Raw genomic sequence first — 23,331 nt, 5'->3', positions numbered from 1 at the left:
ACACAAGTGTGTCTTATTTCCCGGCGGTCGGCAAAGGCAGGGTCTTCGGCAGTGACCCGACTCACTCCGCGGCGGCGGCGATACCCTGCTCCCGTGGCAGTGGGTGAACATCCTGCACGGCAGGACCAGCAAGAGCGTGCGCACGCGGTGACGCTGTCGCCCGTCGAGCCCCGCGTGCCGCTCCCCCTGGAGGGTGACGAGCGGCGCGGGCTCGCCGTCGTCCGCCGGTTCGGCACGGTCGGGTCGCTCTTCCTCGCCCTCGGCTCGCTCGGCGCCGGCGCCGCCCCGGTGATCAACCCGGTGCAGGAGATCCCGGTGCTGCGGCTGTTCACCCGCATCCCGACGGTGTCGCTGGCCATCGCGATCTCCGGGATGGGCATCCTGGTGCTCAGCTGGCTGATGCTCGGGAAGTTCGCCCGGCCCGACCGCGCCCGGCTCGCGTCGCAGGGCCAGCTCGCGCGCACGATCGCGCTGTGGGTGCTGCCGCTGCTGGTCATCCCGCCGCTGTTCTCCCGCGACGTCTACAGCTACCTCGCGCAGAGCGAGATCGTGCACCGCGGCATGGACCCCTACGTCCTCGGCCCGGCGCAGGCCCTCGGCGTCGCCGACCCGTTCACCATGGGCGTGTCGAACATGTGGCGCGAGACGCCGGCGCCGTACGGGCCGCTGGTGCTGCGCCTCGGCGGCTGGCTCGCGCCCCTGGCCGGCAACAGCATCGCCGTCGGCGTGCTCCTGCAGCGCGTGCTCGCCCTGGCCGGCGTGGTCCTCATCGTCTGGGCGCTGCCCCGGCTCGCCCGCCGCTTCGGCGTCCAGCCCGCGACGGCGCTGTGGCTCGGCGCCCTCAACCCGCTGCTGATCTTCCACTTCATCGCCGGCGCCCACAACGACGCGCTGGCCATCGGCCTGATGCTCGCCGGGCTGGAGGTCGGCATCCGGCGGCTGCCGATCCGGGTGAAGGGCGACACCCCACCGCCCCTGGCGCGCGGGGAGCTGCTCTACATCGGGCTCGGGGTGGCGATCATCACCCTGGGCGTCGCGGTGAAGCTGCCCGCGTTGTTCGCCTTGCCGTTCTTCGCCGTGATGGTCGCGCGCCGCTGGCACGGCCGGCTCAAGGACCTCTTCGTCGCCGGGGCACCGATGGCGGTGTGGTTCGGCGCCGTGCTGGTCGCCGTCTGCTTCGGCACCGGGCTCGGCTTCGGCTGGGTCGGCGCGACGTTCGACACCCCCGGCCTGGTCCGCTCGTGGATCTCCCCCACCGCCGAGCTCGCCAACCTCTCCGGCGTCCTCGGCATCGCGCTCGGGCTCGGCAACCACACCAACGGCCTGGTGCCCATCCTCGGCGCGCTCGGCTACCTGGTCGCCGTCGCCATCACGTTCAAGTTCCTGTGGGACAGCTTCAAGTGGCGCTACCGGCCGATCATCGGCCTCGGCGTCTCGCTCGGCGCGGTGATGATCCTGCAGATCAACCTGCAGCCCTGGTACGTGCTGTGGGCGGTGATCCCCCTCGCCGCCGCGGCCGGGACGTCCCGGTTCCGGGTGGCCGCGGCGGTGCTGTCCGCCGCCCTGCCGTTCCTCCTGCCGCCGACCGGCAGCACCTTCGACGGCCGCCCGTACGTGCTGCCGTTCGCCTACGTCGCGGCGATCGTCGTGTGCGGCACCGGGATGCTGATCGTGCGGCGGCTCGCCCCCGTCCTGCTCTCCAGGCCGTCCCCGCGGGTGCCCGCGCGGGCCGACGCCGTATCGTGACGCGATGTGAGTGCCCCCGCCGTCGAGATCACCGGGCTGGTGAAAAGCTACGGCTCCACCCGCGCGGTCGACGGTCTCGACCTGCGGATGGAGCGCGGCAGCCTGCTCGCCCTGCTCGGCCCGAACGGGGCCGGCAAGACCACCACCGTCGAGGTCTGCGAAGGCTTCCTGAAGCCTGACGCGGGCACGGTGCGCGTGCTCGGCTTCGACCCCGTGCGCGAGTCGGCCGCGCTGCGCCCCCGCGTCGGGATCATGCCCCAGGGCGGCGGCGCCTACCCCGGCGTCCGCGCCGACGAGATGCTCGGGCTGGTGGCCTCCTGCGCGGCCTCCCCGCTGGATCCGGCCTGGCTGCTGGACGTCCTCGGGCTGGCCTCGGTGCGGCGGACGCCGTTCAAGCGCCTCTCCGGCGGGCAGCAGCAGCGGCTTTCGCTGGCGTGCGCGCTGATCGGACGGCCGGAGCTGGTGTTCCTCGACGAGCCGACCGCGGGCATGGACCCGCAGGCCCGGCGGCTGGTGTGGGACCTGCTGGGCGCGCTGCGCCGCGACGGCGTCTCGGTGCTGCTGACCACGCACCTGATGGAGGAGGCCGAAGCGCTGGCCGACACCGTGGTGATCGTCGACCACGGCAAGGTCGTCGTCTCCGGCGCGCCGGAATCCCTGACGGTCGACGAGAGCGGCAACGCGGGCCTGCGGTTCAAGGCGCGCACGCGGCTGGACACGGCCCTGCTGACCGCGGCGCTGCCGGAGGGCTACGCCGTGCGCGAGTCGGCGCCGGGCACGTACGTCGTGGCCGGCTCGGTCGACCCGCAGGTCGTGTCGACGGTCACGGCGTGGTGCGCGCAGCAGGGCGTGCTGCCGGAGGAGCTGCAGGTCGGCAAGCGCACGCTCGAAGAGGTCTTCCTCGAGCTGACCGGACGGGAGCTGCGGGCATGACGTCTTTCCCCGCCGGCACGTTCACCCCGGCGCCCGGGCGCGGCTCGCTGGGCCGCATGCTGCGGACGCACGCGCGGGTCGAGGCGAGCCTGACGCTGCGCCACGGCGAGCAGGTGCTGCTGACGCTGCTCATTCCCCTGGCCTTGCTGATCGGGTTGTCGCTGCTGGACATCCTGCCGGCGTCTTCGCTGGGTTCGACGTCCAAAGTGGACTGGATCACGCCGCGCATCCTGGCGCTGGCGGTGATGTCGTCGGCGTTCACCGGCCAGGCGATCGCCCTGGGCTTCGACCGGCGCTACGGGGTGCTGAAGCGCCTTTCGGCGACGGCGCTGCCGCGGTGGCTGCTGGTGGTGGGCCGGCTCGCGGCGGCCGTCGTCGTGGTGGCGCTGCAGTCGGTGATCATCGGTGTGGTGGCGGCGTTCCTGGGGTGGTCGCCCACTTTCTCGGGGCTGGCTTCGGCGATCTTGCTGCTGGTGCTGGGCACGCTGGCCTTCGGCGCGCTGGGCGTGCTCCTGGGCGGCGCGCTGCGCGCGGAAGCCGTGCTGGCGCTGGCGAACATCGTCTGGTTCGTGTTGCTGCTGGCGGGCGGGATCCTGCTGGCGCCGTCTTCGCTGCCTTCGGGGCTGGCTCGCGTGGTGGAGCTGCTGCCGTCGGGGGCGCTGGCCGAAGGGATGCGCTCCGCGCTGGTCGACGGCGCGTTCGCCCCCGGGCCGCTCGTGGTGCTGGCGGTGTGGGCGGTCGCCGCGGGAGCCCTGGCTTCCCGCACGACGAAGCTCACCTGAATGCCTTGCGGGCCGGGTAGAACTCACCTCACGAACCCGCGCCGCCCCTGAGATGGTCACCCGGTCCGGGTCCGGTCCGCCGAGGGGGAAGTTCCATGGTTTCGAAGCTGCGCGTCACCCTGATCATGCTGCTCCTGCTCGTCGTGGCGATCGGGCTGGTCGCCCTGCTCGTCTCGCTCGACGCGGGGGCCTTCTGGGTCAGGACCGTCCCCATCGCCGTGCTGGGGTTCGGCGCCGTCTTCGCGCAGTCGCTCGGGCTCTTCCAGAAGAAGGCCAAGAAAACCGAGTGACCTAGGTCCCTTGTGCCCGGCGCGCCGTTCTGGGCGCCGGGACCTGCCGAAAGCCGCGTTTCCCGGCGCTCTACCATCGATGGGTGCCGTTCACCAGCCTCGTCGCCCGCCTGCCGTATCCGTCCGCCGCCGTGCAGCGGGCCGTCGGGATCACCGCGGTCCTCGCGCAGGCGCTGATCGGTGTCACCGGCTCCATCGTGCGCGTCACCGGCTCGGGCCTCGGCTGCCCGACCTGGCCGCAGTGCGTCGCCGGCAGCCTGGTCCCGGTGGACCACCCGGGCATCCACGCGCTCAACCAGTGGATCGAGTTCGGCAACCGGCTGCTGACCGGCGTGGTCATCCTCGTCGCCGCGGTCGCCGTCATCACGGCGTGGCGCGTGCAGATCGACCACCCGTCCCGCAAGCGGCTGGTGAAGCTGGCCTGGACGATGCCCGGCGGCGTCGTGCTGCAGGCCGTCGTCGGCGGGATGACCGTGCTCGCCAAGCTCGAGTGGTGGACCGTCGCGATCCACTTCCTCGCCACGACGCCGCTGGTCTGGCTCGCGGTCCTGCTGCTGCGCGCGTTCCGCGAAGGCGACGAACCCGCGCGGCTCCTGGTTCCCGGCCGCTCGGTCCTGGTCGCGCTGGCCGTGGTCATGTGGCTGGTGCTCGCGGCGGGCACCACGGTGACCGGCGCCGGCCCGCACAGCGGCGACATCAACACGCACCGCCTGGCCGTTTCGGTGGAGGCGCTCGCCCAGGTCCACGGCGGACTGCTGGTGCTCTACCTGTTGCTGCTCGCGGTGTTCGGCCTGCAGCTGCTGCGCATCGGCGCGCCGAAGGGGCTGTGGCAGCGCTACACGGTGGTGTGGGCGGTCGCGGTCGCGCAGGGTGGGCTGGGCTCGCTGCAGTACGCGCTGGGCGTGCCGGAGGCGATGGTGTCGTTCCACGTCCTCGGCGCGATGGCGGTGATCATCGCGACGGCGTCCCTGTGGACGGGCAGCCGCGACCGCGGCCCGGTGACGTCCCTGGAGCCGGCGCCCCGCGAGCTCGCCGCCGCCTGACGGCAACGCGGGCTTAACTCGGCGTCGGCGTGCCCGTTTCGCCCGTGGGTTACTGTTCGCGCCATGACCTCGCGCGCCGCCCCCAAGCCGCTGATCTCCCACCGTCGCGGCACGGGCGAGATGCTCGTGCTGAAGACGTTCCTCCTGGTGCCGTTCCTGGCACTGCTGGTAGCGGTCCCCCTGGTGTGGGGCTGGGGCATGACGTGGGTCGACCTGGCACTGGCGGCGGCGTTCTACGTGTTCGCGACGCTCGGGGTGACGGTCGGCTACCACCGCTACTTCACGCACGGCGCGTTCAAGGCGTCCCGGCCCCTGCGGGTGGCGCTGGCGATCGCGGGCAGCATGGCGGTCCAGGGCTCGGTGATCTTCTGGGTGGCGAGCCACCGGCGGCACCACGCGTTCGCCGACCGTGAGGGTGACCCGCACTCGCCGTGGCTGTTCGGGACATCGGCATCGGCGCTGCTGCGCGGCTTTTGGCACGCACACATGGGGTGGATGTTCTCCCGCGAGGTGACCAACGCGGATCGCTTCGCCCCGGACCTGGTGGCGGACGGTGATCTGCGGGTGGTGAACCGGTACTTCTGGCTGTGGATCACGCTGAGCCTCGCCCTGCCGGCTCTGCTGGGTGGCCTGCTGACGTGGTCCTGGTGGGGCGCGGTGACGGCGTTCTTCTGGGCCGGATTGGTGCGGATCGCGTTCCTGCACCATGTGAGCTGGTCGGTGAACTCGGTGTGTCACCTGATCGGCGAGAGGCCGTTCGCCAGTCGCGACAAGGCGGCTAATTTTTGGCCGCTGGCGGTGCTTTCGATGGGCGAGTCGTGGCACAACTCGCACCACGCGGACCCGACTTGCGCGCGGCATGGGGTGCTGCGGGGGCAGGTGGATATTTCGGCGCGGGTGATCTGGGCGTTCGAGCGGTTGGGATGGGCGACCGATGTCCGGTGGCCGAAGGCCGATCGGCTGGCCGCGAAACGGGTAGCTTAATACGCCCGCGCTGACACGAAAGAGAGATGACGGGCTCGATCGTGTCGGTTGCTTCCTCTTACGGTGAGCCGAATTCCCCACACCGAAGGAGACTCACGGTGGAGCACAGCGACAACAAGCGGGGCAAAAAGATTCTGCGCCTCGCCACCGCGATCATTCTGAGCCTGGCACTGTTCGGCACGCCCATCCTGACGTCCTCCGCTAGCCTCGGCGGCGGCAACACCGGCAATCAGCTGATCCAGATCGCATAGGATGCCTAATAGATCCACGTCACCCAGGCGTGACTTGGCCTGGTTGACGTGGATCACCACCTGAAGGCGATGCCGTAACTCTCCCGCGGATGGCACCCTTCGACAAAGGTGTGCCGGACGAAGCCGTCCCCGACTGGGAGCAGATGCGGGTCACCGTCGGGCGGTTGCCGAGTCCACTCGAATTCGAGTTGTTCGGCATACCACCAGCACGCCTCGGGAAGATACTCCGAGTCGAAGTTCAGCTGGATGGTCAGGCCGCCGGGCGCGATGCCGTGGTGATCTACTTCGACGTTGAGCCACTGGCGTTCTTCGTCGACTTGCTCGTCGAGCGCCTCAGAGACAAACGCGTAGCGCTCGCCCTTACGCAGCGTCCGGCGAAAGCGCAGGCGCGTCAGAACCGGGGCGCCGGGGTATTCCCTGGGCGAAGCGACCACCCGGCACGCCCACGGTGCCGTCACCGGTATGTCCGCCGCGTCGTGCGTCCAGCCGGTCGCCGCGTGGACGTTAAACCCGTCGACACCGTCCTCGCAGGCGACGATGTCGCGTTCGGTAATCCGGCGCCGCACCGTTCGGCGGTGCATAACCGCCGTCACGAGCATGCGCTTAACGAACACCGGCTGCGCCCCCGGCGAAGCGGCCCGGGCCCGCCAGCCGACGCGTTTGTCGTTCGTGACTTCCACCGCCGCACGACCAATGTCCGCGTAGTGCCGCCAGCCCGGCTCGTCCAGTGAAACCAGTTTCTCCACCAGCCGGGCGGCCAACACCTCGAGCGCCCACCGCCAGGCTTTGTTCATCGGAGTCGTGGTGGTGGGTCGCGGGTCGCCGAATACGTCCAGCAGCATCAGCTGCTCGAAGCGGTCCCTCAACGTCGACTTCCACCCGGTCCCGCCCGGCGCCGGCGGAACCCGGAACGCCGCCATCAGGACGTGGCGGCGGCGAGCGTCTCCGATCGAGCCGATCTCGTCGACGATCAAGCCCCACACGGCGAACGCCCGCGAATCGGCGGGCAGGGACGCCGTCGGCACCGCCAGGGAGCGGAGCACGGTTGCGGGCCCACTCGCCGGGTCCTTGATCGCCTCCCCGAAGGCCTGGAGCGGATCGCCGCTCCTGAGCTTCGCCAGCCAGCGCAGCGCCGCTTCAACCTCTGCGGCCGAAATCTCGGCGACCAGGTCACCGTCCATCCGGATGGTCATGACGCCTCCGCTACCGACGAAGATCGACAATTCGCGACAAGCCCGGACAACGGCGATGTTCGCGGCGACAACGAAAAACCCCACCCGAAAACAAAAGATCAATTCCGGTCGGGCTCAGCACCGGTCACCATTGCCTGGAGTGCACTAGCACACCGATAAAGGGGTAGCACAGTGACCAAGAGGAAGACAAGGGAACCCGCTCCAGACCGCGGTCTGCGGGAATTGATCAAAGCCGGCCTAGCAGGCATCGGGGGGCTTTATTTGATCACCGGCTCGCTGGCCGTGACCGCGCTCGGGGCCGTCGTCGCACTCGCGCTCGCCGCGGTACAGCGAGCCGCCAAGTGACTACGCCAGCTGCTGCCGCACCGCCGAAGCGAACCGCAGCGCCGCCGACGGGTCCGTCTGGCGGAAGCCCAGCGACGGCTCCGTCAACTCCAGCTCCAGCAGCAACGGCTTCCCGTCCGCACCCCGCACCACATCGACGCGCGCGTACAACAGCTCGGCCCGCAGGATCCCCAGCAACGCCGACGCCGCATCCAGTACGTCCTCGGCCAGCGCCACCGCGTCCGCCGGCGGCGAGGCCGCCTCCAGCTTCTCCGACAAATAGAGCCCCGACGAGTCCATCGTGGACCCCAGCATCGCGGCCTTCGAGAACGCGTGGGAGTAGAACCCGCCCAGGTAGACCAAAGCCAGCTCACCGGCAGTGTCCACACTGGACTGGTACGGCTGGATCAGCGCGGTGTGGCCGTCGGCGTGCAGGGACGCCAAATGCGCGGACGCTTCGGCGCCGGACGTGAACCGGGCCGCTCCGCGCGAGCCCGCGCCCACCGACGGCTTGACCACGAAGTCACCCGAAGGGAAGCGGGGGTCGTCGCCCGGTTCGACCAAGACCGTCGGGACCACCGCCAGACCCGCGTCGAGCAGCTCCGTGAGGTACGACTTGTCCGTGTTCCAGCGGACGACCGGAGCCGGGTTGTACAGCGCGGGGACCGACTCGCACCAGGAGAGGAACTCCGGACGCCGCGAAGCGTAGTCCCAGGTCGCGCGCAGGATCACCGCGTCGGCGTCCTCGAACGGCGCACCCGAGTCCCACGCCGCCCACGAGACCGAGAAGCCCAGCGACTCCAGTGCGGGGACCACGGCGTCGTCGTCGCCGTCGCCCGAGGGAAGCTCCGCGCAGCCGGCCAGAATCGCCGTGCGGTTCACCGGCCCGCCATCTTGCGGCGGTGCTCCGGGCCGATCTTCGCGGCCTTGACCGTCTCCGCGTCCCACGACGCCGCTTCGAGGTCCTCGACGGCCTCGATCAGCGCCTCTCCGGTCGCCACAGAAGGCACCACCACGTCGCCCATGGCGCCGTCCGCGCCCACGAGGACGACGCGCGCGCCCGCCCGGCCGATGTTCTCCACCACCGCGCGGGACGGCTTGCCGTGCGCCTTCACGAACTTGCGCGCCGCTCCCAGCTGCGCGCTCGACGGCGGAACGACCGTCTCTTCCGAATCCGAATCAGCCACGGTCCGAACCATAACCAAAGACCGGCCGGAACGCGGAACAGCGTGGCGTCGGCCATAGTTGTGCCTGGGAGAACCCGACCCGAGGAGGACGCATGCCCACCGCAGTGCAGGTGACGAAGACCGGTGGCCCGGAAGTGCTCGAAGCGGCCGAAGTGGACGTGCGCGCCCCGGAGGCCGGCGAACTGCTGGTCGACGTCGCCGCGGCCGGCGTCAACTACATCGACACCTACCAGCGCCAGGGCATCTACCCGATCGACCTGCCGTTCGTGCTCGGCCTCGAGGGCGCGGGAACGGTCCTCGAAGCCGCCCCCGGGACCGGGTTCGAGGCCGGCGACCGCGTCGCCTGGCAAGGCGACCTCGGCAGCTACGCGGCGCGCAAGGTCGTCCCCGCGTCGATCGCCGTGAAGGTACCCGAAGGTGTCTCGCTGGAGACCGCCGCCGCGACCCTGCTCCAGGGCATGACCGCGCACTACCTGGTCGCGTCGACGTTTGAGGTCAAGGCTGGCCACGACGTGCTGGTGCACGCGGCCGCGGGCGGCGTCGGCCTGCTGCTGGTGCAGCTGGCGAAGGCGCGCGGCGCCCGCGTGATCGGCACCGTGTCGACCGAGGAGAAGGAGAAGCTCGCCCGCGAAGCCGGCGCCGACGAGGTGATCCGCTACGACCGGGACGACTTCGCGAAGCTCACCCGCGAACTGACCGACGGCAACGGCGTGGACGTCGTGTACGACGGTGTCGGCAAGGACACCGTCGACGGCAGCCTCGCCAGCCTCAAGATCCGCGGCCTACTGGCGCTGTTCGGCGCGTCCAGCGGCCCGGTGCCGCCGATCGACCCGCAGCGCCTCAACTCCGGCGGCTCGCTGTACCTGACCCGCCCGACGTCGGCGCACTACACGCGCAGCCGCGAGGAGATCGACTGGCGGTCCCAGGAACTGTTCGACGCCGTCCTCGCGGGCGATCTCACCGTCCGCATCGGCGGCAAGTACCCGCTGGCCGACGCGCGCCGCGCCCACGAAGACCTCCAGGGCCGCCGCACGACCGGCAAGCTCCTGCTCATCCCCTGAACGCCGTGAATGTCGCATTGAGGGACTCGAAGTCCCTCAATGCGCCATTCACGGACCCGGGATCAGCCCTTGTCGGCCGGGACCGAAACGGCGTCGGTGACGAAGACCAGCGTCTCGTTCGGCTGGATGCCACGGCCGCCCTGGCCGTAGGCGAGGTCCGGCGGGATGATCAACAGGCGGCGGCCGCCCTGCTTGATGCCCTCCAGGCCCTTGTCCCAGCCCGGGATGACCTCGCCCGCGCCCAGGTTCAGGTCGAACGTCTCACCGCGGTCGTACGAGTTGTCCAGGACCTTCTTGTCCGACCACGTCACCAGCAGGTAGTTCATCTTCAGCTGCTGGCCGGCCTTAGCACCGCCGCCGGTGCCCGTGGACAGGTCCTTGGTGATCAGCTTCTTCGGCGGGTCACAGGAGTCCGGGATGGTGATTTCGGGCTTTTCGCCGAACTTCCCCGTCGTCTTGATGTCGTCCGCGGTGCACTCGCGGCCCTTGCTCTGGGTGGCCTGGGCGGCGTCGGACGACGGGACGGACGGGCCCGCCGGGGCCGCCGTCTGGGGTTTGGCGTCCTGGCCGCACGCGGCCAGCGACAGCGCCGCCGCGGCGACGACCACGATCTTCCCGATCTTCTGCATGCCGGGCACCCTAGCCAAGCACGGAGAGTGCCGGGACGTCGTCACCCGTGGCGACCACGCCGAGCCGCCGCGTAGCGCGGGTCAGGGCGACGTACAGGTCGTTGAGCCCGCGCGGCGAGCCCGTCACGACCTCGTCCGGCGCGACCAGCACCACGGAGTCGAACTCCAGGCCCTTCGCCCGCTCGACCGTCAGCACGCTCAGCCGCTCGTCGTGCTCCGAAAGCCACGACGACACCTCGTCGAACCGCTGGGCGGGCACCAGGACCGCCACCGTGCCACCGTCCACTTCGGACAGCTCGCGCGCCACCAGCCCGGGCAGCTCCCCGGCCAGGGAAGCCGGCCGCGCCGACCACGGCGGCACCCCGGTCTCCCGCACCGAAGACGGCGCCGACAACGCCGGGTCGACCTCGGCGAGCACGCGGGCCGCGACCGCCATGATCTCGGCGGGCGTGCGGTAGTTCACGGTCAGCTGCTCGAGCCGCCACCGGTCCGCGACGTACGGCGAAAGCGCCTCGCCCCACGACCGCGCGCCACCGGCCGCGCCGGTCTGCGCGACGTCCCCGACCAGCGTCATCGACCGGTTCGGCGAGCGGCGCATGAGCAGCCGCCAGTCCATCGCCGACAGCTCCTGGGCCTCGTCGACGATCACGTGCCCGAACGTCCAGGTCCGGTCCTGCGCGGCGCGCTGGGCGGCGGTCAGCTCGCTGCGCGCCACCTGGCGCTCGGCGAACAACTCGGCGTCGAGGACGTCGGAGACGCGCAGCAGCTCTTCGTCGATGATCTCCTCGTCCTGCTCGAGGATGTCGAGCACGCCCTCGGCGTACGCGCGGTCTTCGCGCTCACGGCGTTTGCGCTCGACGCGGGCTTCGGTGTCGTCGACGCCGATCAGCTCGGCCAGCTCGTCGAGCAGCGGCACGTCGGCCGGCGTCCACTTCGTGTCGCGGCCGCTCTCGAGCAGCGCGCGGTCCTCCTCCGAAAGGAGCTTCCGAGCGGCGCGGGAGAGCCGTTCGCGGTCGGCGAACAGGTCGTCGAGCACGCCTTCCGGCGTCAGCACGGGCCAGAGTTCGTTCAGCGCCGCGGCGACGTTCTCGTCCGCGGCCAGTTCGGCGCGGATGTCGGCGAGGTCCTGGCCGTCGAGGAGGTCCTCCCCCAGCTTGCGGGCGGCCTGGCGGGTCAGCGCGTCGAGGACGTCGGAGACGAACAGGCGCCGCGCCGGGTTGTGCGGGCGCCGCGAGCGGCGGGCGCGGGTCCGGGCGTCCGTGCAGGTCTTGCGGTCGAGTTTGAGGACGTCGTGCTCGTAGTCGATCTCCAGGACCGGTTCGGGCACGCGCTGGCGGTCGCGGACGGCGTTGGCGAGCACGTCGGCCATCACCAGCCGGCCCTTCACCTCGGTGGTCTCGCGCGGCTCGACGCCGTCGGCGTCCAGGCCCGGGTAGAGCTGCCCGATCGTGGCGAGCAACACGCCGGTCTCGCCGAGCGACGGCAGCACCTGGCCGATGTAGCGCAGGAACGTGCTGTTCGGCCCGACGACGAGCACGCCGCGGGTGGTGAGCTGCTGACGGTGCGTGTAGAGCAGGTAGGCCGCCCGGTGCAGCGCGACGGCGGTCTTGCCGGTGCCCGGCCCGCCTTGGACGACCATGACGCCGCCCAGCGGGGCGCGGATGATGCGGTCCTGCTCGGCCTGGATGGTGGCGACGATGTCGCTCATCTCACCGGTGCGCCGCTGTTCGAGCGCGGCCAGCAGCGCGGCCTCGCCGGCCAGCCCCAGGTCCTGGCCCTGGTCGGCGGCGGTGAGGTCGAGGATTTCGTCGTCGAAGCCGGTGACCTTGCGGGTCAGCGACCGCAGGTGCCGGCGCCGGCGCACCCCTTCGGGCGACGCCGCGGTGGCGAGGTAGAAGGGCCGCGCGACGGGCGCCCGCCAGTCGACGAGCAGCGGCTTGTAGTCGTCGTCCTCGTCGAACAGCCCGAGCCGGCCGATGTAGGTGGTCTCCTCGGCGTTCTCGGGGACGAAGTCGAGCCGCCCGAAGGCGAGGCCCTGCTCGACGGAGCCGAGCTGGGCGAGCCGGTCGGTGTAGAGGGTGGTGGCGACGTCGCGTTCGGTGCGGGCCTGCGGGGTGCCGCCGGTCTGGCGAAGGGTCTCGTCGAGGCGCCGCTGAGCCTCGACGCGTTCGGCGTCGAGCTTCGCGTAGAGGGTGGTGACGTAAGCCTGCTCGCGGGCGAGCTCGGCGGTGAAGCCGTCCGAGGACACGGACAAGAGGATCCTGCTTTCGCCTCAAGGAAAAGGGCCAGCCAAGTTTAACGGCGAGGGCCGCGCGATCATTCCGGAGCGAGGTCGCAGTACGGGTAGACCTCGGCGCGGACCACGGGCCGGAGGGTGGCCGGCAGTTCCCGGTCCCCCGGTGCGCACGACACGCTCTCCGGGGGCAGCAGCTCGCTGCCGCCGATCGCGCCGCTGGTGGTGCGGTAGAGCACCGCCGCTCCTCGGCTCGTCAGCGGCCGGCAGTTCGCCGAGTGGTAGCGCACGCCGCCCGGGACGGCGGTGGCGGTCACCGGCGTGTAGCCGCCGAGTGACTCCGGGGCCAGCCAGACGACCGGGCCGAACGTCACCTGCCCGGCGCCCGCGACCGCGGTGCGCCGGCCGGGCGCGAGCAGCGGTACCTCGGCGCGCGTCGAGCCGGCGGCCACCGGGATCCGGTAGGCGAACTGGGCGCTGGTGTTCTCGAGCACGACCCCGGCCCCCTGCTCGACGACGCGCAGCCCACCGCCACCGGGAGCGGCGTCGGCCGCGCCCGGGACCGCGGTGATCCGGGACGGGATGGCGCAGGCGGTACCGAGCAGCTCGTTCGTGTCGAGCGACACCCTGCCGCGGGCGAGAAAGGCCAGGAGGCCGAGGACCACGACGGCCGCCAGCGCCACGACCACCCGGTCCTTGCCCACGCGTGGCATCACGGCGTGTCCGGGCTGGTCACCTTGTACACGTCGCCAGGTTGACCGTAGTAGGACCCCGCCACCACGTAGACCATGGTCCGCGAGCCTGACTGCCAGTACGTGCGCATCTCGTCCGGGTCGGCCGGGTACGGCACCTCGGTCAGCGCCACGCCGCGGCCGGCGAGCACGGCGTCGACCTCGTCGAACCGCACCGGATCGGGGAAAGCTCCGTAACGGTCGCGGATCACGCCGTTGACCGTCGAAGGGGCCCGGTACCGGAGCCGGTGCGCTTGCACCGAGAAGTGGGTCCCCGCCCACGGCTCGCGGGCGCTGCCTCGCTGCCAGAAGAACTCGACCAGGCCGTGGTCGCGTCCCAGGGAGTGCTTCGACGGATTGTCGCCGTAGTCGTCGCCGAACAACTCCGCCACCCGCTCGGGAGACCACGTGTGGTCGGCCCCCAGGACGGTGCCGGACTCGATGACGTCGGCGAGGAACTCCGCCGGGCTCAGAACGGAAGGCCGAGGGTGGGCAGGCCGATGGCCGAGTCGACCGCCAGCGCCACGAACACGATCATCAGGTACGTGTTGGACCGGTGGAACAGCGCCATCGGCTTCGTCTCTTCGCCGCGCCGCACCGCGGCCTGCAGGCTGTGCGCGTAGAAGAGGAACCAGCCGCCCGCCAGGATGGCGAACGTGCCGTACAGCCAGGACGTCACCGGGAGCAGCAGCAGCGTCCACGCCACCATCACCCACGAGTAGATGACGATCTGCTTGGCGACGTGCTGGGCGGTGGCGACCACCGGCAGCATCGGGACGCCCGCGCGCTCGTAGTCGTCGCGGTACTTCATGCCCAGCGCCCACGTGTGCGGCGGGGTCCAGAAGAAGATGACGCCGAACATCACGAACGCCGGCCACTGCACGGTGCCGGTGACCGCGGCCCAGCCGATGACGACCGGCATGCAGCCCGCCGCGCCGCCCCAGACCACGTTCTGCGACGTGCGCCGCTTGAGGCCGAGCGTGTAGACGAAGATGTAGAAGAGGATCGTGGCCACGGCCAGCACGGCCGACAGCAGGTTGACCGTGAAATAGAGCACTACGGCCGACGCCACGCCCATGACCAAGCCGAAGATCAGCGCTCCGCGCCGCGGCACCGAGTCCTTCACCAGCGGGCGGCGCTTCGTGCGGTTCATCACCTTGTCGATGTCCGCGTCGATCACGCAGTTGAGCGCGTTCGCGCTGCCCGCGGCCATCGTCCCGCCGACCAGCGTGGCCAGGACCAGCCACGGCGACGGGATCTGACGGCCGGCGAGGAACATCGCCGGGATGGTGGTGACCAGCAGGAGCTCGATCACCCGCGGTTTCGCCAGTGCGGCGTAGGCGCCGACGACCCGGCGGATGCTTAGCCGGTCACCGTGCGGTCGATCACCGGTCGGGTGCACGGCGCTGGTGTCGTCACTGCGTCCGTGCGCAGCGTTCACCAACGACATTTCACTCCCTGCGTCAGGTTCGGGCGGGCGAGTCCGGGTAGGCAGTGGTGGTGCCGCGCAAACCTGCCGAACTGAACCCTCGAACGATGTTAGACGTGGTGAATCCCGTGGGTGATCGCGGGTCGGAAACGAGTCCAAGCACTAGGCTGGCCGCGACGGGCCGCGATTGCCCCTGCGCAGGGTCGCGAGCAGGAATATCGTCCCTTCGGGATCGATTGAGATAGATGACCCCGCGCACGGGTAACCGGAACGTGGAAGACCAGCCGCAACCATCATGACCGGGAGTTGGAGTTCAGTGTCCGAAACCGCCCCTACCAGCGAGAACAACCCACTCCTGCGGCGTAACGTGCCCGCCGACTGGACCGACACCGACACCCGCGCCGTGGACACCGTCCGGGTGCTCGCCGCGGACGCGGTCGAGAACTGTGGCAGTGGCCACCCCGGTACCGCGATGAGCCTGGCGCCGCTGGCCTACACGCTGTTCCAGCGCACCCTCCGCCACGACCCCAACGACCAGCACTGGCCGGGCCGCGACCGCTTCGTGCTGTCGGCCGGGCACAGCAGCCTGACGCTCTACATCCAGCTGTTCCTCGCCGGCTACGGCCTCGAGCTCGAGGACCTCAAGCAGCTGCGCAAGTGGGGCTCGAAGACCCCGGGTCACCCCGAGTACCGGCACACCGACGGTGTCGAGACCACCACCGGCCCGCTGGGCCAGGGCCTGGCGAACGCCGTGGGCATGGCGATGGCCGCCCGCCGCGAGCGCGGCCTGCTCGACCCGGACGCGGCGCCCGGCGAGAGCATCTTCGACCACTTCATCTACGCGATCGCCTCCGACGGCGACATCGAAGAGGGCGTCACCTCCGAGGCCTCGTCCATCGCGGGCCGCCAGGAGCTGGGCAACCTGATCGTCTTCTGGGACGACAACAAGATCTCCATCGAGGACGACACGAACATCGCCCTCTCGGAGGACACGGTCGCGCGGTACGAGGCCTACGGGTGGCACACCCAGGTCGTCGAGGGCGGCGAAGACGTCGTCGCGATCGAAGAGGCCATCAAGAACGCGAAGGCCGAGACCGGCCGGCCGTCGTTCATCGCGGTGAAGACCGTGATCGGCTACCCCGCGCCGAAGAAGATGGGCACCGGCAAGGCGCACGGCGCCGCGCTGGGCGGCGAAGAGGTCGCCGCGGTCAAGAAGATCCTCGGCTTCGACCCGGAGCAGTCGTTCCAGGTCGAGGACGACGTGCTGAAGCACACCCGCCAGGCGCTCGAGCGCGGCAAGGCCGCCCACGCCGAATGGCAGGAGAAGTACGAGGCGTGGGGCAAGGCCAACCCGGAGCGCAAGAAGATCGGCGACCGGATGGCCACTCGCACGCTGCCCGAGGGCTTCGCCGACAACCTGCCGCACTGGGAGCCGGACCCCAAGGGCGTCGCGACCCGCAAGGCCTCCGGTGAGGTGCTCAACGCCCTCGCCGACCCGCTGCCGGAGCTGTGGGGCGGCTCGGCCGACCTGGCCGAGAGCAACAACACCACGATGAAGGGCGCCGACTCGTTCGGTCCCGAGAAGGCCGCCACCGACATGTGGCAGGCCAACCCGTACGGCCGGACGCTGCACTTCGGCATCCGCGAGCACGCCATGGGCTCGATCCTCAACGGGATCGCGCTGCACGGCGGCACCCGCCCGTACGGCGCGACGTTCCTCATCTTCTCCGACTACATGCGCCCGCCGGTCCGGCTGGCCGCGCTGATGAAGGCGCCGGTCACCTACGTCTGGACGCACGACTCGATCGGCCTCGGCGAGGACGGGCCGACGCACCAGCCGATCGAGCAGCTCTCCGCGCTGCGCGCGATCCCGGGCCTCAACGTCGTCCGCCCGGCGGACGCCAACGAGACCGCGTACGCGTGGAAGGCCGTGCTGGAGGACATCCACCACCCGTCCGGCCTGGCGCTCACCCGCCAGAACGTGCCGGTGCTCGAGGGCACCAGCGCCGAGGGCGTCGCCAAGGGCGGGTACGTCCTGGCGGACTCGGGCGGCACCCCGGACGTGGTGCTCATCGCCACCGGTTCCGAGGTCCAGCTCGCCGTCGAGGCGAAGAAGACCCTCGAGGCCGACGGCGTCAAGGCGCGCGTCGTCTCGATGCCGTGCGTCGAGTGGTTCGACGCGCAGGACGCGGCCTACCGCGAATCCGTCATCCCGGCCGGTGTGAAGGCCCGCGTGTCCGTCGAGGCGGGCATCGCGCAGTCGTGGCACCGCTTCACCGGTGACGCCGGGGTGAACGTTTCGATCGAGCACTTCGGCGCCTCCGCCGATGCCGCCACACTGTTCCGTGAGTTCGGGTTCACCACGGAGGCAGTCGTCGACGCGGCCCGCCGCTCGATCGCCAACACCAAGAACTGAAGGGGACATAGATGAGCAACGACAAGCTCGCGCAGCTGTCCGAAGCCGGTGTTTCGATCTGGCTCGACGACCTCTCTCGCGAACGCCTCAACACGGGCAACCTCGCGGACCTGATCCGCGACAAGCACGTCGTCGGCGTGACGACCAACCCGACGATCTTCGCCAACGCGATGTCCAAGGGTGACGCCTACGACGAGCGCACCCGCGAGCTCGCGGCCCAGGGCGCCGACGTCGAGGCGACCATCCGGGACCTGACGACGACCGACGTGCGCAACGCCGCGGACCTGTTCCGCGACGTCTACAACGCCACGAACGGCGTCGACGGCCGCGTCTCCATCGAGGTCGACCCGCGCCTGGCCAAGGACACCGAGAAGACGGTGGCCGAGGCGCAGGACCTGTGGAAGACCGTGGACCGGCCGAACGTGCTGATCAAGATCCCGGCCACCGAAGAGGGCCTGCCGGCGATCACCCGCACGCTGGCCGAGGGCATCAGCGTCAACGTCACGCTGATCTTCTCCGTCGAGCGCTACAAGAAGGTCATCGAAGCCTTCTTCGCCGGCCTCGAGCAGGCGAAGGCCAACGGCCACGACCTGCGCGGCATCCACTCGGTCGCGTCGTTCTTCGTGTCCCGTGTGGACACCGAGATCGACAAGCGGCTCGACGCGATCGGCACCGACGAGGCCAAGGCCCTGCGCGGCAAGGCCGCCGTCGCCAACGCCCGGCTCGCCTACGCGGCCTTCGAAGAGCTGTTCGCCACGGACCGCTGGAAGGCCCTCGCGGCCGACGGCGCCCACGCGCAGCGCCCGCTGTGGGCCTCGACCGGCGTCAAGAACCCGGACTACTCCCCCACCCTCTACGTCGACGACCTGGTGGTGAAGGACACCGTCAACACCATGCCGGAGAAGACCCTCGACGCGGTAGCGGAGCACGCCGACCTCCAGGGCGACCGGGTGAGCGGCCACGGCAAGGACGCGCAGAAGGTCTTCGACCAGCTCGAGGCGGTCGGGATCGACATCACCGACGTCTTCCTCACGCTGGAGAACGAGGGCGTCGAGAAGTTCGAGAAGTCCTGGGTGGAACTGCTCGAGACCGTCAAGGGCCAGCTCGAGAGCGCGAAGGGCTGAAGCACGACATGACGACAGGGGAAAAGACCGGCGTCGAGATCGTGGACGCCACACTGGCGGAACGTGCTGCGCCCCTGGTCGAGCGACTGGTCGCCGACCAGGCCGCTTCGAAGCTGGCGGCGCAGGACGCGACGCTCTGGGGAGCCGACGCCGAGTCCGAAGCGTCGATCCGGCTGTCCTGGACGACGCTGCACAAGTCGTCCCGGCCGCTGATCGGCGAGATCGAGGCGCTGCGGACCGAACTGCGCTCCGAGGGCGTCGACCGGGTCGTGCTGGCCGGCATGGGCGGCTCGTCGCTGGCGCCGGAGGTGATCACCGCCACCGACGGCGTCGCGCTGACCGTGCTCGACACCACCGACCCCGGCCAGGTCGCCGACGCGTTGGCCGGTGACCTCGAGCGCACGGTGATCGTGGTGTCGTCGAAGTCGGGCGGCACCGTCGAGACCGACAGCCACCGGCGGATCTTCGCGAAGGCCTTCACCGACGCGGGGATCGACGCGGCGCGGCGGATCGTGGTCGTCACGGACCCGGGCTCGCCGTTCCAGGAACTGTCCGAAAAGGAGGGTTACCGCAAGACCTTCCTCGCCGACCCGCACGTCGGCGGCCGCTACTCGGCGCTGACCGCGTTCGGGCTCGTCCCGGCCGGCCTCGCCGGCGCGGACGTCGCCCGGCTGCTCGACCAGGCCGCCTCGGCGGCCGACGAGCTCGCCGCCGACGACGCGGCCAACCCGGCGGTCAAGCTGGCCGCCGCGTGGGCCGCCGCCCACGAAACGGGTGCCGAGAAGGTCGTGCTGGCCGACTCCGGTTCCGGTATCAAGGGCTTCCCGGACTGGGCCGAGCAGCTGATCGCGGAGTCGACCGGCAAGCAGGGCACCGGACTGCTGCCGGTCGCGGTCGAGAGCACGGAAGCGCCCGGCTTCGCCGACGCGAAGTCCGACGCCACCCCGGTCGCCGTCGGCAGCCCGCGGGGCGCGGCGAAGATCGCCGTCACCGGCTCGCTCGGCGCGCAGCTCCTGCTCTGGGAGTTCGCCACGGCGCTGGCCGGCCGGCTGCTCGGGATCAACCCGTTCGACCAGCCCGACGTCGAAACGGCGAAGAAGGCGGCGCGTGCGCTGCTGGACGACCCGGAGAAGCTCAAGGGCGGCGAGACGGCGTCCACTGTGGACGGTCCGGTCGAGATCTTCGGCAGCGACGGGGTGTCCACCGACGGCAGCCTGACCGACGTGCTCCGCGCGTTCTTCGCTTCGGCGCCGGACGCGGGCTACATCGCGGTGCAGGCCTACCTCGACCGCCTCGACGACGCGTCGACCGCGCTGCTGCGCCCCGAGATCGCCAAGCGCACCGGCAAGCAGACGACGTTCGGCTGGGGACCGCGGTTCCTGCACTCCACCGGCCAGTACCACAAGGGCGGGCACCAGAACGGCGTGTTCCTGCAGCTCACCGGCGCCGTCGAGGAGGACCTCGACGTGCCCGAGCGGCCGTACACGCTCGGTCAGCTGCAGCACGCCCAGGCCCTCGGCGACGGCCAGGTGCTCGCCGAGCACGGCCGCCCGGTGCTGCGCCTGCACCTGACCGACCGGGCCGCCGGGCTCGCGGCGGTCGTCCGCGCGGTACAGGAGGTGAGCGCATGACCTGGACCAACCCGCTGCGCGATCCGCGGGACAAGCGGCTCCCGCGCATCGCGGGGCCGTCCAGCCTGGTGATCTTCGGGGTCACCGGCGACCTGGCCCGCAAGAAGCTGATGCCCGCCATCTACGACCTGGCCAACCGCGGGCTGCTGCCCGCCGGCTTCTCGCTCGTCGGGTTCGCCCGGCGCGACTGGGAGCACCAGGACTTCGGCGAGCTCGTGCACGACTCGGTCAAGGAGCACGCCCGGACGCCGTTCAAGGAGTCGGTGTGGAACCGGCTCGCCGAAGGCATCCGGTTCGTGCAGGGCACGTTCGACGACGACAACGCCTTCGACCGGCTCGCCGAGACCGTCCGCGAGCTCGACAAGGAACGCGGCACCGGCGGCAACACCGCGTTCTACCTGTCGATCCCGCCCGGTGCGTTCCCGGTGGTGACCAAGCAGCTGGCCCGTTCCGGGCTGGCGAACGCCGACGAGAAGACCTGGCGGCGCGTCGTCATCGAGAAGCCCTTCGGCCACGACCTCAAGAGCGCCGAAGAGCTGAACGCGATCGTCAACGACGTCTTCCCCGAGGAGTCGGTGTTCCGCATCGACCACTACCTCGGCAAGGAGACGGTGCAGAACATCCTGGCGCTGCGCTTCGCGAACCAGCTGTTCGAGCCGATCTGGAACGCCAACTACGTCGACCACGTGCAGATCACCATGGCCGAGGACATCGGCCTCGGCGGGCGCGCGGGGTACTACGACGGCATCGGCGCGGCCCGCGACGTCATCCAGAACCACCTGCTGCAGCTGCTCGCCTTCACCGCGATGGAGGAGCCGCTGTCGTTCGACCCGCGGGCCCTGCGCGCGGAGAAGATCAAGGTGCTCTCGGGCACCAAGCCCCTCGGGCCGCTGGACAAGACGACCGCGCGCGGCCAGTACGCGGGCGGCTGGCAGGGCGGCACGAAGGTGCCCGGCCTGCTGCAGGAAGAGGGTTTCGCGAAGGACTCGAAGACCGAGACCTACGCCGCGGTGACTCTGGAGGTGCAGAGCCGCCGGTGGGCCGGGGTGCCGTTCTACCTGCGCACCGGCAAGCGGCTCGGCCGCCGCGTCACCGAGATCGCCATCGTGTTCAAGCGGGCGCCGCACCTGCCGTTCGACTCGACCTCGACCGAGGAGCTGGGGCAGAACGCCCTGGTCATCCGGGTCCAGCCGGACGAGGGCATCACGCTGCGGTTCGGCTCGAAGGTGCCGGGGACCACGATGGAGGTCCGCGACGTCACGATGGACTTCGGCTACGGGCACGCGTTCACCGAGTCCTCCCCCGAGGCCTACGAGCGCCTGATCCTCGACGTCCTGCTCGGCGAGCCGTCGCTGTTCCCGGTCAACGAAGAGGTCGAGCTCTCCTGGAAGATCCTCGACCCGATCCTGGCGCACTGGGCCAAGGAAGGCTCGCCGGAGCAGTACCCGCCGGGCACCTGGGGCCCGCCGTCCGCCGACGAAATGCTGGAGCGCACCGGCCGGAAATGGAGGCGCCCGTGATCATCGACCTGCCGTCCACCACGACTTCGGCACTGAACAAGAAGCTGGTGGAGATCCGCGAACAGGGCGGGCAAGTAGCCCTCGGCCGGGTCCTGACGCTGGTGATCGTCGCCGACGACGACGCCAACCTCGAAGAGGCCATCGAAGCGGCCAACGGCGCGAGCCGCGAGCACCCGTCGCGGGTGATCGTGGTGGCCAAGGGCGCGCGCACCGCGGCGCCGCGGATCGACGGCCAGATCCGGGTCGGCGGCGACGCCGGCGCGAGCGAGGTCATCGTGCTGCGGCTCTACGGCCCGCTGGCCGCCCAGGGCCAGAGCGCGGTGGTACCGCTGCTGCTGCCGGACGCGCCGATCGTCACCTGGTGGCCCGGAGCGGGCCCGAAGGACCCGGACAAGGACCCGCTCGGCGAGCTGGCCCAGCGCCGGATCACCGACTCGGCCGCGGAGAAGAGCCCGGTCAAGGCGCTGACCACGCGGGCGAAGGCCTACGCGGCGGGCGACACCGACCTGGCCTGGACCCGGCTGACGCACTGGCGGGCCCAGCTCGTCTCGGCGCTGGACCTGCCGCCGTACGAGAAGGTCACCGGGGCGACCGTGACCGGCGAGGCCGATTCGCCGTCGACCGAACTGCTGGCCGCCTGGCTGGCCGAGTACCTGAAGGTGCCGGTCAAGCGGGTCAAGAGCTCGGGGGCGGCCGGGATCATCTCGGTCACCCTGGAGCGCCGCTCGGGCGCGGTGGAGCTGCACCGGCCGGACGGGCGCGTCGGCACGCTGACCCAGCCGGGTCAGCCGACCCGGCGGATCGCCCTGCAGCGGCGCAGCACCCAGGACTGCCTGGTCGAGGAGCTGCGCCGGCTCGACCCGGACGAGGTCTACGAGACTTCGCTGCACGGCCTGCACAAGATCACGTCCGGGACGAACGGCAAGACGGGCGCGCCGGCCAAGGCCGACGTCACCTCGCCCGCCGCCGCGGCGGTTTCTGCGAAGGCTCGTAAATGAGCAAGACGGAAGTGGTCGTCTACGCGAACCAGGACCTGCTGGCGGCCGCGGCGGCCGCCCGGCTGGTCACGCGGCTGGTGGACGTCCAGGCGGCCAAGGGATCGGCATCACTGGTGCTGACCGGCGGCGGCACGGGCATCGCGGTGCTGTCGGAGCTGCGGGCATCATCGGCCCGGGACGCGATCGACTGGTCGCGCCTGGACATCTACTGGGGCGACGAGCGGTTCGTCCCGGCGGATTCGGACGAGCGGAACGAGAAGCAGGCCCGCGAGGCCTTGCTGGACCACGTCCCGCTCGACCCGAAGCGCATCCACGCGATGGCGCCATCGGACGGCGAGTTCGGCTCCGACGTGGACGCGGCGGCCGCGGCGTACGCGTCGGTGCTGGCGTCCCAGGCGGGCCCGGAGGACCACGGCGACGTGCCGTCGTTCGACATCATGCTGCTCGGCCTGGGCGGCGAGGGCCACACGGCATCGGTGTTCCCGGAGTCCCCGGCGGTGTACGAGACCGAGCGGTCGGTGGTGGCGGTGCGCAACTGCCCCAAGCCACCGCCGACGCGGATTTCGCTGACGCTGCCGGCGATCCGGCGGGCTCGCGACGTGTGGTTGATGACTGCTGGGTCCGCGAAGGCGGATGCGGTGGCGTTGGCTTTGTCGGGGGCTGGCGAAGTCCAGTTGCCGGTGGCCGGGGCGCGCGGACATCGGCGGACGCTGTGGCTGCTGGACCGCGCTGCGGCCGGGAAGCTGACGAAGGTTTACCAGCCGCCTACGGCTTAGGTTCTGTGGTCCGTGAAGGCCTCCTTACCGGCCATAAGAGCCGGTAAGGA

Annotated in this window: 23 protein-coding genes; 15 read left to right on the top strand and 8 right to left on the bottom strand. The window is 70.8% G+C overall.

Annotated features, from left to right (window positions below):
• Window positions 1-99 precede the first annotated feature (99 nt).
• The 7 genes from mptB (at window position 100) to AB0M83_RS15840 (ending at window position 6,029) form a co-directional block, all read left to right on the top strand.
• Window positions 100-1,746 carry a polyprenol phosphomannose-dependent alpha 1,6 mannosyltransferase MptB gene (gene mptB, locus AB0M83_RS15870; protein WP_364517680.1) on the top strand — a complete coding sequence of 549 codons (1,647 nt, stop codon included), beginning with the start codon at window positions 100-102 and terminating at the stop codon, window positions 1,744-1,746.
• A 6-nt stretch (window positions 1,747-1,752) separates the two neighbouring features.
• Entirely contained in the window at window positions 1,753-2,679 is a 927-nt protein-coding gene (locus tag AB0M83_RS15865) for an ABC transporter ATP-binding protein (protein WP_364517504.1), read from the top strand.
• Window positions 2,676-3,461 (top strand): ABC transporter permease, encoded by a 786-nt coding sequence (locus AB0M83_RS15860; RefSeq protein ID WP_364517502.1) that lies wholly within the window; start codon window positions 2,676-2,678, stop codon window positions 3,459-3,461. The genes AB0M83_RS15865 and AB0M83_RS15860 overlap by 4 nt, the downstream gene beginning before the upstream one ends.
• A gap of 95 nt (window positions 3,462-3,556) precedes the next feature.
• The gene (locus tag AB0M83_RS15855) at window positions 3,557-3,751 is read left to right on the top strand and encodes a hypothetical protein (RefSeq protein WP_364517500.1); all 195 of its coding nucleotides are present in this window, start codon (window positions 3,557-3,559) and stop codon (window positions 3,749-3,751) included.
• Window positions 3,752-3,834: 83 nt separating this feature from the next.
• On the top strand, window positions 3,835-4,794 hold the full coding sequence (locus AB0M83_RS15850) for a COX15/CtaA family protein (RefSeq protein ID WP_364517498.1): 960 nt from the start codon (window positions 3,835-3,837) through the stop codon (window positions 4,792-4,794).
• A gap of 63 nt (window positions 4,795-4,857) precedes the next feature.
• On the top strand, window positions 4,858-5,778 hold the full coding sequence (locus tag AB0M83_RS15845) for an acyl-CoA desaturase (RefSeq protein ID WP_364517496.1): 921 nt from the start codon (window positions 4,858-4,860) through the stop codon (window positions 5,776-5,778).
• A 98-nt stretch (window positions 5,779-5,876) separates the two neighbouring features.
• Window positions 5,877-6,029, top strand: coding sequence for a hypothetical protein (locus AB0M83_RS15840; RefSeq protein WP_364517494.1), 153 nt, complete (start codon window positions 5,877-5,879; stop codon window positions 6,027-6,029).
• Between the two features lie 53 nt (window positions 6,030-6,082).
• On the opposite strand, the gene AB0M83_RS15835 is transcribed toward AB0M83_RS15840, so the two are convergent.
• Window positions 6,083-7,222: a hypothetical protein gene (locus tag AB0M83_RS15835; RefSeq protein WP_364517492.1), complete on the bottom strand. Its 1,140-nt coding sequence runs from the start codon at window positions 7,220-7,222 to the stop codon at window positions 6,083-6,085.
• A gap of 171 nt (window positions 7,223-7,393) precedes the next feature.
• Here AB0M83_RS15835 and AB0M83_RS15830 point away from each other — a divergent pair, with 171 nt between their 5' ends.
• A complete protein-coding gene (locus tag AB0M83_RS15830) occupies window positions 7,394-7,567 on the top strand; it encodes a hypothetical protein (RefSeq protein ID WP_364517490.1) in 174 nt (57 codons plus the stop codon).
• Here the strand turns inward: AB0M83_RS15830 and AB0M83_RS15825 are convergent, their stop codons facing one another.
• Complete coding sequence (locus AB0M83_RS15825; protein WP_364517489.1) at window positions 7,568-8,428, bottom strand: hypothetical protein; 861 nt, start codon at window positions 8,426-8,428, stop codon at window positions 7,568-7,570.
• Window positions 8,425-8,745: a hypothetical protein gene (locus AB0M83_RS15820; protein ID WP_364517487.1), complete on the bottom strand. Its 321-nt coding sequence runs from the start codon at window positions 8,743-8,745 to the stop codon at window positions 8,425-8,427. The genes AB0M83_RS15825 and AB0M83_RS15820 overlap by 4 nt, the downstream gene beginning before the upstream one ends.
• An 80-nt stretch (window positions 8,746-8,825) precedes the next feature.
• Here AB0M83_RS15820 and AB0M83_RS15815 point away from each other — a divergent pair, with 80 nt between their 5' ends.
• Window positions 8,826-9,794, top strand: coding sequence for a quinone oxidoreductase (locus AB0M83_RS15815; RefSeq protein ID WP_364517485.1), 969 nt, complete (start codon window positions 8,826-8,828; stop codon window positions 9,792-9,794).
• A 62-nt stretch (window positions 9,795-9,856) separates the two neighbouring features.
• Here AB0M83_RS15815 and AB0M83_RS15810 read toward each other — a convergent pair whose 3' ends face one another.
• The 5 genes from AB0M83_RS15810 to AB0M83_RS15790 all read right to left on the bottom strand — a co-directional run bounded on the left by AB0M83_RS15810 (window position 9,857) and on the right by AB0M83_RS15790 (window position 14,837).
• Entirely contained in the window at window positions 9,857-10,423 is a 567-nt protein-coding gene (locus AB0M83_RS15810) for an FKBP-type peptidyl-prolyl cis-trans isomerase (RefSeq protein ID WP_364517483.1), read from the bottom strand.
• Between the two features lie 10 nt (window positions 10,424-10,433).
• Window positions 10,434-12,677 (bottom strand): ATP-binding domain-containing protein, encoded by a 2,244-nt coding sequence (locus AB0M83_RS15805; RefSeq protein ID WP_364517481.1) that lies wholly within the window; start codon window positions 12,675-12,677, stop codon window positions 10,434-10,436.
• Between the two features lie 62 nt (window positions 12,678-12,739).
• Window positions 12,740-13,372 (bottom strand): hypothetical protein, encoded by a 633-nt coding sequence (locus AB0M83_RS15800; RefSeq protein WP_364517479.1) that lies wholly within the window; start codon window positions 13,370-13,372, stop codon window positions 12,740-12,742.
• Window positions 13,369-13,779 (bottom strand): hypothetical protein, encoded by a 411-nt coding sequence (locus tag AB0M83_RS15795; protein WP_364517477.1) that lies wholly within the window; start codon window positions 13,777-13,779, stop codon window positions 13,369-13,371. Before AB0M83_RS15795 ends, AB0M83_RS15800 begins: the two co-directional genes overlap by 4 nt.
• A 77-nt stretch (window positions 13,780-13,856) precedes the next feature.
• On the bottom strand, window positions 13,857-14,837 hold the full coding sequence (locus AB0M83_RS15790; RefSeq protein ID WP_364517475.1) for a heme o synthase: 981 nt from the start codon (window positions 14,835-14,837) through the stop codon (window positions 13,857-13,859).
• Between the two features lie 295 nt (window positions 14,838-15,132).
• On the opposite strand from AB0M83_RS15790, the gene tkt reads away from it, so the two are divergent.
• Genes tkt through pgl form a run of 6 tightly spaced genes read left to right on the top strand, consistent with a single transcriptional unit; the run spans window position 15,133 to window position 23,281 of the window.
• A complete protein-coding gene (gene tkt / locus AB0M83_RS15785) occupies window positions 15,133-17,232 on the top strand; it encodes a transketolase (protein WP_364517473.1) in 2,100 nt (699 codons plus the stop codon).
• A gap of 11 nt (window positions 17,233-17,243) precedes the next feature.
• Window positions 17,244-18,356, top strand: a complete 1,113-nt coding sequence (gene tal / locus AB0M83_RS15780) for a transaldolase (RefSeq protein WP_364517471.1) — start codon at window positions 17,244-17,246, stop codon at window positions 18,354-18,356.
• Between the two features lie 8 nt (window positions 18,357-18,364).
• On the top strand, window positions 18,365-19,987 hold the full coding sequence (locus tag AB0M83_RS15775) for a glucose-6-phosphate isomerase (protein ID WP_364517469.1): 1,623 nt from the start codon (window positions 18,365-18,367) through the stop codon (window positions 19,985-19,987).
• A complete protein-coding gene (gene zwf / locus AB0M83_RS15770; RefSeq protein ID WP_364517467.1) occupies window positions 19,984-21,507 on the top strand; it encodes a glucose-6-phosphate dehydrogenase in 1,524 nt (507 codons plus the stop codon). Before AB0M83_RS15775 ends, zwf begins: the two co-directional genes overlap by 4 nt.
• Complete coding sequence (gene opcA, locus AB0M83_RS15765; protein ID WP_364517465.1) at window positions 21,504-22,505, top strand: glucose-6-phosphate dehydrogenase assembly protein OpcA; 1,002 nt, start codon at window positions 21,504-21,506, stop codon at window positions 22,503-22,505. The genes zwf and opcA overlap by 4 nt, the downstream gene beginning before the upstream one ends.
• Window positions 22,502-23,281 carry a 6-phosphogluconolactonase gene (gene pgl / locus AB0M83_RS15760; RefSeq protein ID WP_364517463.1) on the top strand — a complete coding sequence of 260 codons (780 nt, stop codon included), beginning with the start codon at window positions 22,502-22,504 and terminating at the stop codon, window positions 23,279-23,281. The genes opcA and pgl overlap by 4 nt, the downstream gene beginning before the upstream one ends.
• Window positions 23,282-23,331: the final 50 nt, after the last annotated feature.

Origin of the sequence: Amycolatopsis sp. NPDC051106, from assembly GCF_040682775.1 — a bacterium.
Lineage (GTDB): Bacteria > Actinomycetota > Actinomycetes > Mycobacteriales > Pseudonocardiaceae > Amycolatopsis.
The sequence above is the reverse complement of the archived record's forward strand: the minus strand, read 5'-3'. Positions and strand labels throughout refer to the sequence as shown.

What these genes read in the sequence shown, in the direction of transcription:
- AB0M83_RS15860 (WP_364517502.1), top strand. Translation starts at nt 2,676, where the DNA reads ATGACGTCTTTCCCCGCCGGCACGTTCACCCCGGCGCCCGGGCGCGGC.
- AB0M83_RS15855 (WP_364517500.1), top strand. Translation starts at nt 3,557, where the DNA reads ATGGTTTCGAAGCTGCGCGTCACCCTGATCATGCTGCTCCTGCTCGTC.
- AB0M83_RS15845 (WP_364517496.1), top strand. Translation starts at nt 4,858, where the DNA reads ATGACCTCGCGCGCCGCCCCCAAGCCGCTGATCTCCCACCGTCGCGGC.
- AB0M83_RS15835 (WP_364517492.1), bottom strand. Translation starts at nt 7,222, where the DNA reads ATGACCATCCGGATGGACGGTGACCTGGTCGCCGAGATTTCGGCCGCA.
- AB0M83_RS15820 (WP_364517487.1), bottom strand. Translation starts at nt 8,745, where the DNA reads ATGGTTCGGACCGTGGCTGATTCGGATTCGGAAGAGACGGTCGTTCCG.
- AB0M83_RS15815 (WP_364517485.1), top strand. Translation starts at nt 8,826, where the DNA reads ATGCCCACCGCAGTGCAGGTGACGAAGACCGGTGGCCCGGAAGTGCTC.
- AB0M83_RS15810 (WP_364517483.1), bottom strand. Translation starts at nt 10,423, where the DNA reads ATGCAGAAGATCGGGAAGATCGTGGTCGTCGCCGCGGCGGCGCTGTCG.
- AB0M83_RS15790 (WP_364517475.1), bottom strand. Translation starts at nt 14,837, where the DNA reads ATGTCGTTGGTGAACGCTGCGCACGGACGCAGTGACGACACCAGCGCC.
- tal (WP_364517471.1), top strand. Translation starts at nt 17,244, where the DNA reads ATGAGCAACGACAAGCTCGCGCAGCTGTCCGAAGCCGGTGTTTCGATC.
- AB0M83_RS15775 (WP_364517469.1), top strand. Translation starts at nt 18,365, where the DNA reads ATGACGACAGGGGAAAAGACCGGCGTCGAGATCGTGGACGCCACACTG.
- zwf (WP_364517467.1), top strand. Translation starts at nt 19,984, where the DNA reads ATGACCTGGACCAACCCGCTGCGCGATCCGCGGGACAAGCGGCTCCCG.
- pgl (WP_364517463.1), top strand. Translation starts at nt 22,502, where the DNA reads ATGAGCAAGACGGAAGTGGTCGTCTACGCGAACCAGGACCTGCTGGCG.